The following is a 14,908-nucleotide window of genomic DNA, read 5'->3' as shown; positions in this document are numbered from 1 at the left end:
CCATGGACCGACTGTTGACTACCGCGGCCGGCGCGCCGGTCGCGGATAACCAGAACGTGGAAACGGCCGGCCCGCGCGGCCCCATGCTGCTGCAGGATGTGTGGCACCTGGAAAAGCTGGCCCACTTCCACCGCGAAGTGATCCCGGAGCGGCGCATGCACGCCAAGGGCTCGGGCGCCTTCGGCACTTTCACCGTGACGCACGATATCTCGCGCTATAGCAAGGCGGCGCTGTTCGGCGCGGTGGGCAAGAAGACCGAGGCGTTCGTGCGCTTCTCCACCGTGGCGGGCGAGCGCGGCGCGGCCGACGCGGAGCGCGACATCCGCGGCTTCGCCGTCAAGTTCTACACCGAGCAAGGCAACTGGGACGTGGTGGGCAATAACACGCCGGTGTTCTTCATGCGCGATCCGCTCAAGTTCCCGGACCTGAACCACGCCGTCAAGCGCGACCCGCGCAGCAACCTGCGCAGCGCCGAGAACAACTGGGACTTCTGGACCCTGCTGCCGGAAGCGCTGCACCAGGTCACCATCGTGATGAGCGAGCGCGGCATCCCGGCCTCCTACCGCCACATGCACGGATTCGGCAGCCACACCTTCAGCTTCATCAACGCGGCGGGCGAGCGGCACTGGGTCAAGTTCCACTTTGTGAGCCAGCAAGGCATCGTCAACCTGACCGACGCCGAGGCGGCGGAGCTGATCGCGAAAGACCGCGAATCGTCGCAGCGCGACCTGTTCGAAGCGATCGAGCGCGGCGAATACCCGCGCTGGACGCTGAAGGTGCAGCTGATGACCGAGCAGCAGGCGGCGCAGGCAGCCTTCAATCCCTTCGACCTGACCAAGGTCTGGCCGCACAAGGATTACCCGCTGCACGAAGTGGGCGTATTGGAGCTGAACCGCAATCCGGACAACTACCACGCCGACGTCGAGCAGGCCGCCTTCACGCCGGCCAATGTGGTGCCGGGCATCGGCTTCTCGCCCGACCGCATGCTGCAATCGCGCCTGTTCGCTTACGGCGATGCGCAGCGCTACCGCCTGGGGGTGAACCACCACCAGATCCCGGTCAACACGCCGCGCTGCCCGTTCCACAGCTATCACCGCGACGGCGGCATGCGGGTGGACGGCAACCACGGCGGCACCATCGGCTACGAGCCGAACTCGCATGGCGAATGGGCGCAGCAGCCGGCCTACGCCGAACCGCCGCTGGCACTGGACGGCGCCGCCGCGCGCTGGAACCACCGCGCCGACGACGATTACTACAGCCAGCCGCGCGCCCTGTTCCGCCTGATGGATGAACAGCAGCGCCAGGCCCTGTTCGACAACACCGCGCGTTCGCTGCAAGGGGCGCCGCTGCACATCCAGCAGCGCCACATCGAAAACTGCAACAATGCCGACCAGGCCTACGGCGCCGGCGTTGCCGCCGCCCTCGACAAACTGAAACCGCTCTGGTAACCACTGAAAGGAAGACTATTATGACCATTACCGCCAAAGCCACCCCGGGCGCACTGCTGCTGACCCCGCGCGACCACACCCTGATCATGATCGACCACCAGTCGCAGATGGCGTTCGCCACCCACTCCATCGACGCGGTGCAGCTGCGTAACAACGCCGCCCTGGTGGCGCATGCCGCCGCCGGCTTCGACGTCTCGACCATCGTCACCAGCGTGGCCGAGAAAAGCTTCTCCGGCCCGGTGTTCGATGAGATCAAGGCCGCCTTCCCGGGCGCAGAAATCACCGACCGCACCTCGATGAACACCTGGGAAGACGAGAACATCATCCGCCGCGTGAACGCCATCGGCAAGCAGCGCATCGTGCTGGCCGGCCTGTGGACCTCGGTATGCATCGTCGGCCCGGCGCTGTCGGCGCTGGACCAGGGCTTCGAGGTGTACGTGATCGCCGACGCCTGCGGCGACGTGTCGGAAGAAGCGCATGTGCGCGCCATGGAGCGCATGGTGCAGGCCGGCGCGCGTCCAATGACCTCGCTGCAGTACATGCTGGAGCTGCAGCGCGACTGGGCCCGTACCGATACCTATGAGCTGACCACCGGCATCGCCAAGAAGTTCGGCGGCGCCTACGGCCTGGGCATCATCTACGCCCAGACCATGTTCCACGCCAAGGAAGGCCAGTGAAGATCTATCTTCTCTCGCTGGGTGCCGGCCTGCTGGCCGGCATTTTGTACGGCGTACTGAACGTGCGCTCGCCGGCGCCGCCCGTGGTGGCGCTGGTCGGGCTGCTCGGCATCCTGCTGGGCGAGCAGGTGCCGCCGCTGGTGCGCCAGTGGCTGGCCCCCAAGCCGGAGCAGGTATCATGGCTGCAAGAACAGGTAAAACCGCACTGCTTCGGTGAACTGCCTTGCGCTGCCAAACCTCAGGAGAAAGAATGACCACGCCTGAACTGATTCTTCATAACGGCCGCTTCACGACGCTGGACCGCCGCCAGCCCGAGGCCGCAGCGGTCGCCGTCAGCGGCGGCCGTTTTTCGCACGTCGGCGAGGCGCGCGAGATCCTGCCGCTGGCGGGTCCGCACACCCGCATCATCGACCTGCAGGGCCGGCGCGTGCTGCCGGGCCTGATCGACAACCACCTGCACCTGATCCGCGGTGGCCTGAACTTCAATATGGAATTGCGCTGGGATGGCGTGCGCTCGCTGGCCGACGCCATGGCCATGCTGCGCGCCCAGGTGGCGATCACGCCGGCGCCGCAATGGGTGCGCGTGGTGGGCGGCTTCACCGAACACCAGTTCGTGGAAAAACGCCTGCCCACCATCGAGGAGCTGAATGCCGCCGCGCCGGACACGCCGGTATTCATCCTGCACCTGTACGACCGCGCGCTGCTGAACGGCGCCGCACTGCGCGCCGTGGGCTACGACCGCGATACGCCGCAGCCGCCGGGCGGCCAGATCCTGCGCGATAGCGCCGGCAATCCGACCGGCCTGCTGCTGGCCAAGCCGAATGCCTCGATCCTGTACGCCACGCTGGCCAAGGGACCGAAACTGCCGCCGGAATACCAGCTGAACTCGACCCGCCACTTCATGCGCGAGCTGAACCGCCTGGGCGTGACCGGCGCGCTGGATGCGGGCGGCGGCAACCAGAATTATCCCGAGGATTACCAGGTGATCCAGCAGCTGGCCGATGCCGGCGAGCTGACGGTGCGCCTGGCCTACAACCTGTTCACGCAAAAGCCGAAACAGGAGAAGGAAGACTTCCTGCACTGGGCGGCGCACAGCAAGTACCAGCAGGGCGACGACTATTTCCGCCACAACGGCGCCGGCGAAATGCTGACCTTCTCGGCGGCGGACTTCGAAGACTTCCGCGAGCCGCGCCCGGATATGCCGGCCAATATGGAAGACGACCTGGAAGGCGTGGTGCGCATCCTGGTGCAGAACCGCTGGCCGTGGCGCATGCACGCCACCTATGACGAGACCATTTCGCGCGCGCTGGACGTGTTCGAGAAAGTGAACCGCGACATGCCGCTCGATGGCCTGCACTGGTTCTTCGACCACGCCGAAACGATTTCGCCGCAGTCGATCGACCGCATCGCCGCCTTGGGCGGCGGCGTGGCGGTGCAGCACCGCATGGCCTACCAGGGCGAATACTTCGTCGAGCGCTACGGCGCGGCGGCGGCCGAAGCGACGCCGCCGGTCAAGTACCTGCTCGAATCGGGCGTCAAGGTGTCGGCCGGCACCGATGCCACGCGCGTGGCGTCCTACAACCCGTGGGTGTCGCTGTCCTGGCTGACCACCGGGCGCACGGTGGGCGGCATGCGGCTCTACCCGCAGCGCAACCTGCTGGACCGCGAGGCGGCGCTGCGCATGTGGACCGAAAACGTGACCTGGTTCTCCAACGAGGAAGGCAAGAAGGGCCGCATCGCGGTCGGCCAGCTGGCGGACCTGATGGTGCCGGACCGCGATTTCCTGCGCTGCGCGGAGGACGAGATTGCCGATACCACCTCGCTCTTGACGGTGGTGGGCGGCAAGGTGGTGTATGCGGCCGGCCCGTTCGGCGAGCTTGATCCGCCGGCGCCGCCGGCCATGCCGGACTGGTCGCCGGTGCGGCGCTACGGCGGCTACGGCGCCTGGGGCGTCAAGCCGGGCGAGGCGGCACGCGGGGCCGGCCATGCACGCACCGCCGCCATGGCGGCAGCGGCGGCCTGCGGCTGCGCAAGCCAGTGCGGCATGCACGGCCACCAGCACGCGACGGCCTGGACGCGCTCCCTGCCGATTGCCGACCTGAAGTCGTTCTGGGGCGCGCTGGGCTGCTCCTGCTGGGCGGTGTGACATGGCGCCGCAGCTTCCCCGCGCCATGCGCGCCCTGCACTGGCTGGCCCTGCTCCTGCTGTGCGCGGCCTACCTGCAGGGCGGCTTGAACAAGCTGCTCGACTTCGGCAGCGCGGTCGGCGAGATGCAGCACTTCGGGCTGCAGCCCGCCGCGCCGCTGGCGGTGGCGGTCATCGCCGGCGAACTGGGAGCGGCGGCCATGGTCCTGAGCGGCCGCCTGCGCTGGCTGGGCGCGGCCTGGCTGGCCCTGTTCACGGTGGCGGCCAGCTTCATCGCCAACCGCTACTGGGAAATGGCGGGCGTGCCGCGCTTCATGGCAGCCAACGCCTTTTACGAGCACCTGGGCCTGGCCGGCGGCTTTTTGCTGGTGGCCTGGCATGATCTGGAACACAAGGAGGATCCATGGCAGCACGCGGCGCAAGCCTGAGTTTCCTGGCCGGCTATGTCGATACGCTTGGCTTCATCGCCCTGCACGGCCTGTTCACCGCCCACGTGACGGGCAACTTCGTCCTGCTGGGGCGCGAAGTGGTCGCGCCGGGCAACGACGTCTTGCTCAAGCTACTGGCCTTCCCCGCCTTCGTGGCCGGCGTGGTGGCGGTGCGCGCCCTGGTGCGGCGCCGCCAGCGCGCGGGCGACGATGCGCTGCGCTCCTCGCACCTGCTGCAGGCGGCCCTGATGCTGGCCGCTGCCGCCGGCGCGCGCTGGGACATGGCGGCCGGCCTGCTGTGCGCGGCCGCCATGGGCGCCCAGAACGGCTACGGCAAACTGCTGCTGGCCAAGCTGCCGGCCAGCACCGTCATGACCGGCAATGTCACGCAACTGGTGATCGATGCGCTGGACCGCGTCGGCGGCGCCGAGCGGCCCACGCTGGCCGTGCTGGGCGGTGGCGTGCTGGCCTTTGCCGCCGGCTGCGTGGCCGGTGCGCTGGCGTCGCGCTGGGGCATGGGCATCGGCCTGCTGCCGGCCGTGGCGATGCTGGTGGTGATGGCTATAGCGAAAGAATCCCGCGCTTGAGCGCAATGGTGACCGCATGCGTGCGGTCATTGGCATCCAGCTTGGACAGGATGCTGCGCATATGCGCTTTCACGGTTTCCTCCGAAATGGCCAGTTCGGCGGCAATGCGCTTGTTGGCATTGCCGTCGGCGGCGCAGCGCAGCACTTCCACTTCCCGTTCGCTCAGTTGGCCCGCCCCCAGGTGGCTGGCCAGCTGCTGCGCAATCTCCGGCGAGATATAGCGCTGGCCCGCGTGCACCGCGCGGATCATGCCCACCAGCTCCTTGCGCAAGCTGCTTTTCAGCAGGAAGCCCGCGGCGCCGGCCTCCAGTGCGCGCCTTACCTGCACGTCGCCGCCGAAGGTGGTCAGCATGACGATGCGGGCCGCCGGGAAGCGGCTGCGGATCTGCTGCAACGCCTCCACCCCGCACATGCCAGGCATGGCGATATCCATGATGGCCAGGTCGGGACGGCTTTCGGCCCAGGCGGCCACCGCCTGCTGGCCGTCGCCCGCCTCCGCCACCACCTGCATGTCGTCCTGGGCGGCAATGGCGTCGGCCAGGCCGGCGCGCAGCAAGGGATGGTCGTCTACCAGCATGACACGGATTGCAGTCAACAGTTCACTCCTGTAAGGCTTAATACTCAAGCAAATTTTACCAAAGGTGACAGCTCTGGGGTTTGCGCGTACCATCGTTCCCTGCAGACGGAGAACGAGAAGAATGAGCAGCCCGGATCAAATTACGCACTGGCGTGAAACCATCTTTACACGCCTGGTGCAGGTAATCCTGGTCCTGGGGCTGTGCACGGCCGTGCCCAGCATGTTCAAGTACGCGCGCGAAGGGATGTGGGGCATCGTGGTGCTGGACGTACTCGCCCTGGGCTGGCTGGCCATGCTATGGCGCCTGGAGCGCGTGCTGTCCTACCCGGCGCGTGCGCTGCAATTCCTCCTGATTGCCTTTGCCGTCGGCGTCGGCCTGATGCTGCAGGTCGGCCCGGTGGCCCATACCTATCTGCTGGTGGTGCCCTGCCTGGCCGCGCTGCTGGTGGGCCTGAGACCTGCCATCTGGCTGCTGCTGGCAGGGGCGCTGGCGATCGTGCTGACCGGCTATGCGCCGCCGCCCGACCCGGACGCCATCGGCCTGTCCGACGATGCCCCCACGCGCGCCGCCATTGTCGCCGTCAACTACCTGTTCATCGCCGGCACCCTTACCTTCAGCAGCGGCGTGCTGCTGCGCCACCTGGCGCGCTCGCTGGCCGAGGGCGAGCAGCTGGCCTTCTACGATCCGCTGACCGGCCTGCCGAACCGGCGCCTGTTGCTGGACCGGCTGGGCAACCTGCTGGCCAGCTCCGAGCGCCAGCAGGTGTTCAGCGCCGTCATGTTCGTCGACCTGGACCGCTTCAAGACCATCAACGACGCGCGCGGCCACGCCACCGGCGACACCTTGCTGCGCCTGGCCGCCGAACGGCTGTCCGCCGTGGTGCGCAAGAGCGATACCGTGGCGCGCATCGGCGGCGACGAATTCGTGGTGCTGCTGTCGCACCTGGCGCCGGATTTGGCGGCGGCCGGCAACGCCGCGCAGCAGGTGGCGGAAAAGGTCCGCGCCGCGCTGGCGCAGGAATTCCAGATCGGCGGCCAGTTCTACGCCAGCTCGGCCAGCATCGGCGTGACCCTGCTGCCCAAGTTCGGCCAGAGCGCCGACGACCTGCTGCGCGAAGCCGATACCGCGATGTACCGCGCCAAAGGGGCCGGCCGCAACGGCATCGCCTATTTCGAAACCACCATGCAGGCCGAGGTCGAGCGGCGCCTGACGCTGGAGCGCGAACTGGCGCAGGCCATCGAGCAGGAGCGCCTGCACATGGCCTACCAGCCGCAGTTCGACTGCCAGGGACGGCTGCACGGCGCCGAGCTGCTGATGCGCTGGGAGCGCGACGACGGCAGCATGGTGTCGCCCGCCATCTTCATCCCGCTGGCGGAAGAAGTGGGCCTGATCGTGCCGCTCGGGATGTGGGCGCTGAAGCAGGCCTGCCTGGCGCAGCAGCGCATGGCGGCGCAGGGGCTCTCGCTGCCGCTGTCGGTCAACGTCAGCCCGCAGCAGTTCCGCCAGGCCGACTTTGTGCAGCAGGTGCGCAGCACCCTGCTGGAGCACGGCGTGGAACCGGCCCTGCTGATCCTGGAAGTGACCGAAGGCCTGCTGGTGGAGAAGCTGGAGGAAACCGTGGCGCGCATGAACGAGCTGGCCGCGATGGGGGTGCGCTTTTCGATCGACGATTTCGGCACCGGCTATTCCAGCCTGGCCTACCTGAAGCGCATGCCGCTGTATGAACTGAAGATCGACCGCAGCTTCATCATGGACATGCCGGACGACGCCAACGACGTGGTGATCGTGCAGGCCATCCTGGCGATGGCCGGGCATATGGGATTACGGGTGGTGGCCGAGGGCGTGGAGACCCAGGCCCAGGCCGACTTCCTGGCGGCCCACGGCTGCCATGCATTGCAAGGCTACCTGCTGGGCCGCCCGGCCCCGTTGCCTGCGCTGCTCGACTTGCTGGCAGTGCAGGCGTAAGGCCGCAATCAGGCCTTCTTCTTGGCCTTTGGCTTGGCTGGCGCGGCAGCCGGTGCCACAGCTGGCTGGGAGGCCGGAGTGGTGCCGCCCTGTACGCCCAGCGCACCGCCGGTACCCAGGCCGCCGGCGACTTCCTGCGCCTTGTAGTTGCGCACGGCGCGCACCACGTTGTTGTAGGAGTCCATGAAGGACGCTACCAGGATCTTGCCTTCCGGCGTGTTGCTGTAGCCGCCGGCCGTGCCGAAGCCGCCGCCGCCGAACAAGCCGCCAAACAGGCCGAAGTCGAAGTTCTTGGCGCTGCCCTCGGCCGCCGCCAGCTGCACGCCGGAACGGTTGTCGATCATCAGCAGCATGGTCGATGCCTCGTTGGCCTTCATGCTGCCGGCCACCAGGCCAGCCACGCTACCGAGCACGCCGAAGCCGCCAAGGCTGCCGCCCACGCCCTGGGTGCCCTTCTGGCTGAAGGTGATGGTCGGGCTCATGGTGTAATCGGCAGCGGCGATCTGGCCCTTGCCGTAATTGCTGTTGGCACGCATCTCACCGGATTTTTCCAGTGCGCGCTCGCCCATCATATTGTCCATGGCGGCGCCGCGCTCCACCACCACGAAGCAGTTCGACTGCTGGATCATCATGCGCAGCACCGGCGTGGTGGAGCCAAGCTTGTACTGGCCCAGTTGCTGGTACCACGGCGCGCTGCGGTCTTCCACCACCGCCAGGGTGCCCAGCGGCTTGTCGCATTTTTCCAGCTGGGTGCTGGCGTTGCTGGCGGTGGCGCCGCCGGCGCTGCCGGTGGCCACCGTGCTGGCGCCGCCCAGTTGCGGCTGGGTACCCGCGCAACCCACCAGCGCCAGTGCGCTAGCGGCAAGAATCAGTTTCATCTTCATAAGCAATACCCTTATTTTTTGGACGAAGGGCTGATTCTATAAGAAAGCCCTGCCATAAAGTCTCTCGAAAAATCACCTCAAGAGATGGCAGGGCTGTGCGGGCGCCGGGCCTGCGCCCGGCGTTTGGCCTTAGTCCAGCTTGACGGTCAGCGCCTGGCGCATCGCCACGCAGCGCTGGTCTTCCTGGTGCGCCACCAGCAGCGAACGGCGGGTGCCGGCGCTCAGGCCAGGGTTGGCGGCAGCGGCATCAGCCAGGCGCTGCACGCTGGCCGGGGTGCAGGTGGCCGGGATCATGGCGCCGGCATAATCGCGCATGAAGACCGGGCCGGCCGACTTGTCCAGCAGCGGCAGCTGCGCCAGGCGCGCCGACGCGCTCTGCTCGTTCAACGCCACCTGCGAGGACGGGTACAGCGCGTGCATCGCGGTGCGGATGCGCGAGAACGGCAGCTTGGTCTGGGTGTCGTTGATTTTGGCCAGCCATTCCTGCTTCACTTTCGCATCCGGACGCGCAGCCTGCGCCGCCACCGCGGCCAGTTCGCCGCTGTCGGACTTGTCGCGCGCCTGCTCGGCGACGATGCGCTCTTCGGCGCCCGGGTAGGCCTTGTTGTTCAGGATGGCGATCATCTGCCAGCGCAGGTCCTGGCCCAGGGTCAGGCCTTCCAGCTTTTCGCGGCCGTCCAGCATGGCGGCGATGCGCGCCAGCGATTCCTTGCTGCCGGCGGCGCCCAGCCAGGTGCCGAACCAGCGGCGCTGGAAGTCGCCCTTGGCGGCCTTGGCCTGGGCCCAGGCCATCTTCTCGATGCGGGCCGCCACGCCGTTGGTGTAGGCGCCGTCCGGCGCCATGGTGCGCAGGTAGCGGATCGCCTGGCCGGTCTTGCCCAGCACGTCGCCCAGCAGCACGTAGTCCTTCTCCAGCGGCGCGTTGATCAGCACCGTGTCGATGAATTCATTCAGCGCCAGCTCGCCGTCGCGCACGTTGTCCCACATGCTGTGCCACAGCATGGTGCGCAGCAGCTTGTCTTCCACCTTGCTGACGTCCTTGCGCGCGGTGCCGAAGGAGCGCGCATCGAGCTTGGCTTTCACGAAGCCCCAGTCCTGGTAGTTCGGGTAGACCAGGTCCGGGCAGGCCGCGCCTTTCAGCTCCGGCACTTCGGTGACGGCGCCCTTGTAGGTCACCGGCAGCACCTTGGCCACGTTCAGCTGCTTGCCCTTCTTCTGCATCAGGGCCAGCTGCACGCGCTGCTCGCGCAGGGTCGGGAACTGCGCCACGGCGGTCTGCTTCAGGCTGAAGGCGTCGATCTTGCCGCCCTTGCAGCTGTAATTGGCGGCGATGGTGTTGACGCCCGGCTGGTACAGCCAGTCCTGGGTCCACTGGCCCAGGTCGCGGCCGGCGGCGCCGGCCAGGCTGCCGATGAAGTCATCCAGCTTGGCGTTCTTCCACTGGTACTTGACCAGGTAGTTGTGCACGCCCTGGCGGAAGGTTTCCTCGCCCAGCAGGTGGCGCAGCTGCTTCAGGGTGGAGGCGCCCTTGGAGTAGGTGATGGCGTCGATATTGTCGAAGGCGTTGGCGGTGGACGGCACCGGGGTCTCGATCGCGTGCGTGGTGACGCGCTGGTCCATCACATAGGCGGCCGACTTGCCCTGGGCGTAGAAGTACTGCCAGGCCGAGTCCTTGAATTCGGTCGCTTCGGCGGTGGCCAGGGTGCCCATGAAGGAGGCGAAGCTCTCGTTCAGCCACAGGCCGTTCCACCACTGCATGGTGACCAGGTCGCCGAACCACTGGTGCGCCATCTCGTGCATGATCACGCTGGCCAGGTCGTGCTTCTGGGCGCCGGTCGGCTTGTTCTTGTACAGGAAGGAGTGCTCGGCGAAGGTCACGGCGCCGGCGTTTTCCATCGCGCCGTACAGGAAGTCCGGCACGATCAACTGGTCGTACTTGGCGTACTGGTAAGGGATGCCGAAGTATTCGTCAAACCAGGCCAGGCCTTGCCTGGTGTACTCGAACCACATGGCCGGATCGACCTGGTCGGCCACCGACTGGCGCGAGAACAGGCGCATCGGGTACTTGGCGCTCTTGGCGTCTTCCCACACCTTGTACGGGCCGGCGTGCAGCGAGAAGTTGTACGGGCTCAGGATCTTGGAGGCGGGGAAGGTCCAGCGCTTCATGCCGGCCTGGCCGGCGGCGTCTTCCACCTTGGTCTCGCGCGCGGTCGATACCACGGTCCAGTCGGCGGGCGCAGTCACATTGACCTGGTAGGTGGCCTTCAGGTCCGGCTGGTCGAACAGCGCGAACATCTGGTGCGCGGCGGCCGGTTCGAAGTGCGAGTAGGTGTAGACGCGGCCGTCGGCCGGGTCGACCATGCGGTGCAGGCCTTCGCCATTGGTGCTGTGCGGGCGCTCGAAGTCCACCGTCACGGTGTTGCGGCCGGCCTGCAGGTCGGCGGCAGCCAGCGTGATGAACCAGTTGTTGTACTGCGGCGCGGCCACGGTCTTGCCGTTGACGACCAGGCGCTTGACGGTAGCCTTGTTCAGGTCGATGGTCAGGGGCTGGGCGTTGTCCTTCAGGTCGAAGGTGACGGTGGTGGTGTTGCTGAAGTTTTCCTTGCCGGTCAGGGTGAAATCCAGGACGTAGGCGACGTTGGACACGCGCGCGGAACGGGCGGCGGCATCGGCCTGGCTCAGGTAGGGATTCTCGGCGCGGGCGGATGGCGCGCTATGGTCGGCTGCTATGCCGCTGGTGGCGACAAGCGCACTGACTGCCAGTGCAATGGCGTGAGGTACTAGCGATTTCATTGATTATCCTTATACATGTCTCGCCCCGGACCGGCCCCGGTCAGGTGGCGCAGGGATGATACCATTCTGGGATGGACATCAAACTCGAATCCCCCAACCAGCCCGAAATCGTGGCTTTGATCGACCTGCTGGACGCCTACCAGCTGTCTTTGTATCCGCCGGAGAGCGTGTATGCGCTCGATATGGATTCCCTGCTGCAGCCGAATGTGCTGTTCGCCGTGGCGCGCGATGCCGGCGGCGCGGCGGTGGGCTGCGGCGCCATGGTGGTGACGCCGTCGTATGGCGAGGTTAAGCGCATGTTCGTGCACCCGTCGGCGCGCGGCCAGGGCGTGGCACAGCGCATGCTGGGCATGCTGGAAGCGGAGGCGCAGGCGCGCGGCTGCCGCCAGTTCATGCTGGAGACCGGGCCGTCGCAGCCGGAGGCGATCGGCCTGTACCAGCGCCTGGGCTACACCGTGCGCGGGCCGTATGGCGATTACCGCGACGATCCCCTGAGCGTGTTCATGGAGAAGGCGGCCGCATGAGCGCCCCGCTCGATTCGCTGGCCGACCTGCGCGCGCGCACGCGCGCCTTCGCCGCTGCGCGCGACTGGGAGCAGTACCACACGCCCAAGAACCTGGCGATGGCGCTGTCGGTGGAAGTGGCCGAACTGGCCGAGCATTTCCAGTGGCTGCCAAGCGGCCGCGCGGACGAACTGGCGCCAGGCCAGCACGAGGCGGTGCGGCAGGAGCTGGCCGACGTGCTGCTCTACCTGGTGCAGATCGCCGACAAGCTCGATGTCGACCTGCACGCGGCGGCGCTGGACAAGATCCAGCTCAACGCCATCAAATACCCGGCCTGAACCTAGCGGCGCAGCAAGACAAACACCTGGCGCGGCAACGCGTTCGCCTGCGCCACCATGGCGCTGCCGGCCTGCTGCAGGATCAGGCTGCGGGTATGTATGGCGGTTTCGCTGGCATAGTCGGTGTCGAGTATGCGCGAGCGCGCGCTAGACAGGTTCACCGAGCTGCTATCCAGGTTCTTTTGTACCGCCGCCAGCCGGTTCTGCGAGGCGCCGAGCGACGCCCGTATGCTGCTGATCAACTCCAGCTTGGTATCGATGTAATCCAATGCGGACGATACGCTGGCAACGTCGTCCAGCTCTATCGGCGGATCGCGTGCATCGCCGCTGCCCGGCTCCATTACCGTGGCGCCGGTGTCGACCGGGTTGATCGCGCCGGCATTGAAACCGGCCTTGGATGGCTGGTTCCCGCCAACCACCAGATCCTCGGCACGGGGATCAGCGACGTTACTGAGCGTAACGGTGCCGCGCACCGTCGCATTGTTCAGGCCCAGCGGACCGCTAATTCCGCCGATGACGATGTTGCGGCCATCTCCCGCCGTCAATGTGAGCGTGTTGCCGCTGGCGGAGGCGGTCACCCCGGTCGAGCCGGCCGCGGCACCGATGGCGGCGGCTGCCGCGGCGGCCGACGCTGCGCCATTGCCGCCGGCGATGGCGCCGATCGCGACACCATTGATGGTCAGGGCGCCATTGGCAATATTGGTCGCGCCGCCAACATTGCCGCTTACCGTATTGCTGGCCGTGGCTGAAAACTCGGGCGAATTTTTTGCATTGATGGCAGCGGCGATCGCGTAGGCGCTGTCGCTGCTTTGCCCCGCACCGGCACCGGCAACGCTGGGATTGATGGTTTGCCCGTTGATGGTGAGGTCGCCTGCCAGCAGTGCCCCGCTCACTGTGCCGCCAGTCGACTGGACCTGCTTCACCGGCACTGCGACCAAGCCCTGCTTGTTGGTGCCGGTGGGGAGAATGGTCTGGATCGCCAGCTGCAAGGTGTGGCCCGACTCGGCCCCCGTCTGCAAGCTCTCGTGGAAGCTGCCGTCCAGCAGATGGCGGCCGTTAAAGCTTGCCTCGGTGACAATCTGGTAGTTCGCCGCCATCAGCTGGTCCACTTCGCTTTGCAGCGCCTTGCGGTCATCGGCGGTGTTGGTACTGTTGCCAGCCTGGATCGCCAGTTCGCGGATGCGCTGGAAATTCTCCGCGATCTGGCCCATACCGCCCTCTGCCACCTGCAACATTGCAACTGCGTCACTGGCATTGCGGTTGGCCTGGCGCAGGCCGTTGATCATGGAAGTCATGCGGGAGCTGACCGCCAGCCCCGCCGCATCGTCCTGAGCGGAATTAATGCGCTGACCACTAGCCAAACGCGCAATGCTGGCGCCACCAGAACTTGCTGAGCGCAAATAGTTCTGGTGAGCAACACCTGCATTGACGTTCGTGTTTATTTTCACCGTAAAGTAATTGAGTGGATTTCCTCAACTCTGTTTACGGTGCTTATCGGCAAATACTTAAGGTGCCGGGCGCAATGCCTTTTGGATCTGGGCGTTGACGATGGCCCAGGCTTTCGAGTCGGCGGAGACTTCGTCGTAGTGGCTGCCGCCAGGGAGGACCAGGACTTCGGCGGGGTCGCCGGCGGCTTTGGCGCGGCGGGCGTAGTTTTCGCCGGTGACCGTGGGGGAAATGTCGTCGCGCTCGCCGTGAATCAGGATGGTGCGCACGCCGGCCGGCAGCATTTCAGCGGGGGAGGTGTCGGCGAAGACGTCGGGGCGGCTTGCGCTGGGGAGGCCGGCGAGTTGGGCGGTTTCGCGGTCGCAGGTGCGGCGGATCAGGGCCGCTTCGTTGCGCAGGTCGGCCAGGCCGCCCAGGCTGATCACGGTATTGATCGGCAACGGCTGCGGGGCCCAGGCGGGGCTCCATTCGGGCAGCTTGTGGCGCGAGACGGCCCATTGTGCAAGATGACCGCCGGCGGAGTGGCCGACGGCGACGATGCGGTTCAGGTCCAGGGCGCTGGTCTTGGCTTCGTGCTTCAGCAGGTCGACGGCGGTGGCGACGTCCTGGTACATGCCAGGGTAGCCGCCGCCTTCCTCGTCATAGCGGCGGTATTCCACGTTCCACACGGCGATGCCTTGCTTGGTCAGCGCGCCGGCCATATTGCGCATTTGTTCGATCCCGCCGAAGTGCACGGTCCAGCAGCCGCCGTGGATCAGCACCACCACCGGGTGCGGGCCGGGGCCGGCGGGCTTGAACAACTCGACGAACTGGCTTGGGGCGGTGCCATAGGCGATACGCTTGTCGGGTGCGGGCCCCTTCAGCGCGAGGTAGTCCTGCAAGTCCATCGGCTTGGTGACGACCGCGTCGGCCGGTGCAGCGGTGGCGCCTACCGCTGCCGCCCCAACGGCGGCGCACAGGGAGTGGCGGATCAGTTTGAGCATGCTTTTCCTTCGCGAGGATCGGGATTGCCCGCAGCATAGCGCGGCTGCAGCTAATCCAGCAACAGGTCTTCCTGGGCAGTATCCAATTCGTTCAGCCGCTGGTGCAGGCTCAGCTAATTGAGAAAGAAACAGA

14 protein-coding genes are annotated in these 14,908 nt (G+C 66.7%); 9 read left to right on the top strand and 5 right to left on the bottom strand.

Going from position 1 to position 14,908, the window contains the following annotated elements:
- Positions 1-2: 2 nt before the first annotated feature.
- From AAHE99_RS05630 to AAHE99_RS05605, 6 genes are read left to right on the top strand one after another with little or no spacing between them, the layout of a single operon-like run.
- Positions 3-1,448 (top strand): catalase, encoded by a 1,446-nt coding sequence (locus AAHE99_RS05630; protein WP_342115287.1) that lies wholly within the window; start codon positions 3-5, stop codon positions 1,446-1,448.
- Between the two features lie 20 nt (positions 1,449-1,468).
- Positions 1,469-2,125 carry a hydrolase gene (locus AAHE99_RS05625; RefSeq protein WP_342115285.1) on the top strand — a complete coding sequence of 219 codons (657 nt, stop codon included), beginning with the start codon at positions 1,469-1,471 and terminating at the stop codon, positions 2,123-2,125.
- Positions 2,122-2,379 carry a DUF1427 family protein gene (locus AAHE99_RS05620; RefSeq protein ID WP_342115283.1) on the top strand — a complete coding sequence of 86 codons (258 nt, stop codon included), beginning with the start codon at positions 2,122-2,124 and terminating at the stop codon, positions 2,377-2,379. Before AAHE99_RS05625 ends, AAHE99_RS05620 begins: the two co-directional genes overlap by 4 nt.
- On the top strand, positions 2,376-4,271 hold the full coding sequence (locus AAHE99_RS05615; protein ID WP_342115281.1) for an amidohydrolase: 1,896 nt from the start codon (positions 2,376-2,378) through the stop codon (positions 4,269-4,271). Before AAHE99_RS05620 ends, AAHE99_RS05615 begins: the two co-directional genes overlap by 4 nt.
- 1 nt (position 4,272) lies before the next feature.
- Positions 4,273-4,698, top strand: a complete 426-nt coding sequence (locus AAHE99_RS05610) for a DoxX family protein (RefSeq protein ID WP_342115280.1) — start codon at positions 4,273-4,275, stop codon at positions 4,696-4,698.
- Positions 4,674-5,285, top strand: coding sequence for a YoaK family protein (locus tag AAHE99_RS05605; RefSeq protein WP_342115277.1), 612 nt, complete (start codon positions 4,674-4,676; stop codon positions 5,283-5,285). Before AAHE99_RS05610 ends, AAHE99_RS05605 begins: the two co-directional genes overlap by 25 nt.
- On the opposite strand, the gene AAHE99_RS05600 is transcribed toward AAHE99_RS05605, so the two are convergent.
- Positions 5,260-5,880 (bottom strand): response regulator transcription factor, encoded by a 621-nt coding sequence (locus AAHE99_RS05600; RefSeq protein WP_342115275.1) that lies wholly within the window; start codon positions 5,878-5,880, stop codon positions 5,260-5,262. The genes AAHE99_RS05605 and AAHE99_RS05600 overlap by 26 nt on opposite strands.
- A 103-nt stretch (positions 5,881-5,983) precedes the next feature.
- Here AAHE99_RS05600 and AAHE99_RS05595 point away from each other — a divergent pair, with 103 nt between their 5' ends.
- Positions 5,984-7,828, top strand: a complete 1,845-nt coding sequence (locus tag AAHE99_RS05595) for a putative bifunctional diguanylate cyclase/phosphodiesterase (RefSeq protein ID WP_342115273.1) — start codon at positions 5,984-5,986, stop codon at positions 7,826-7,828.
- Positions 7,829-7,836: 8 nt separating this feature from the next.
- Here AAHE99_RS05595 and AAHE99_RS05590 read toward each other — a convergent pair whose 3' ends face one another.
- Together AAHE99_RS05590 and pepN are read right to left on the bottom strand one after the other, a co-directional pair.
- Positions 7,837-8,712 carry a CsgG/HfaB family protein gene (locus AAHE99_RS05590; protein WP_342115271.1) on the bottom strand — a complete coding sequence of 292 codons (876 nt, stop codon included), beginning with the start codon at positions 8,710-8,712 and terminating at the stop codon, positions 7,837-7,839.
- A 129-nt stretch (positions 8,713-8,841) separates the two neighbouring features.
- Complete coding sequence (pepN, locus tag AAHE99_RS05585; protein ID WP_342115269.1) at positions 8,842-11,505, bottom strand: aminopeptidase N; 2,664 nt, start codon at positions 11,503-11,505, stop codon at positions 8,842-8,844.
- 71 nt (positions 11,506-11,576) lie between these two features.
- Here pepN and AAHE99_RS05580 point away from each other — a divergent pair, with 71 nt between their 5' ends.
- On the top strand, positions 11,577-12,029 hold the full coding sequence (locus AAHE99_RS05580; RefSeq protein ID WP_342115267.1) for a GNAT family N-acetyltransferase: 453 nt from the start codon (positions 11,577-11,579) through the stop codon (positions 12,027-12,029).
- Positions 12,026-12,346 (top strand): nucleotide pyrophosphohydrolase, encoded by a 321-nt coding sequence (locus AAHE99_RS05575; RefSeq protein WP_342115265.1) that lies wholly within the window; start codon positions 12,026-12,028, stop codon positions 12,344-12,346. Before AAHE99_RS05580 ends, AAHE99_RS05575 begins: the two co-directional genes overlap by 4 nt.
- 2 nt (positions 12,347-12,348) lie before the next feature.
- On the opposite strand, the gene AAHE99_RS05570 is transcribed toward AAHE99_RS05575, so the two are convergent.
- Positions 12,349-13,794 carry a flagellin N-terminal helical domain-containing protein gene (locus AAHE99_RS05570; protein ID WP_342115263.1) on the bottom strand — a complete coding sequence of 482 codons (1,446 nt, stop codon included), beginning with the start codon at positions 13,792-13,794 and terminating at the stop codon, positions 12,349-12,351.
- A gap of 57 nt (positions 13,795-13,851) precedes the next feature.
- Entirely contained in the window at positions 13,852-14,775 is a 924-nt protein-coding gene (locus AAHE99_RS05565) for an alpha/beta hydrolase (protein ID WP_342115261.1), read from the bottom strand.
- Positions 14,776-14,908 lie beyond the last annotated feature (133 nt).

The sequence above is a fragment of the Pseudoduganella sp. OTU4001 genome (assembly GCF_038440195.1).
Lineage (GTDB): Bacteria > Pseudomonadota > Gammaproteobacteria > Burkholderiales > Burkholderiaceae_D > Rugamonas.
The sequence above is the reverse complement of the archived record's forward strand: the minus strand, read 5'-3'. Positions and strand labels throughout refer to the sequence as shown.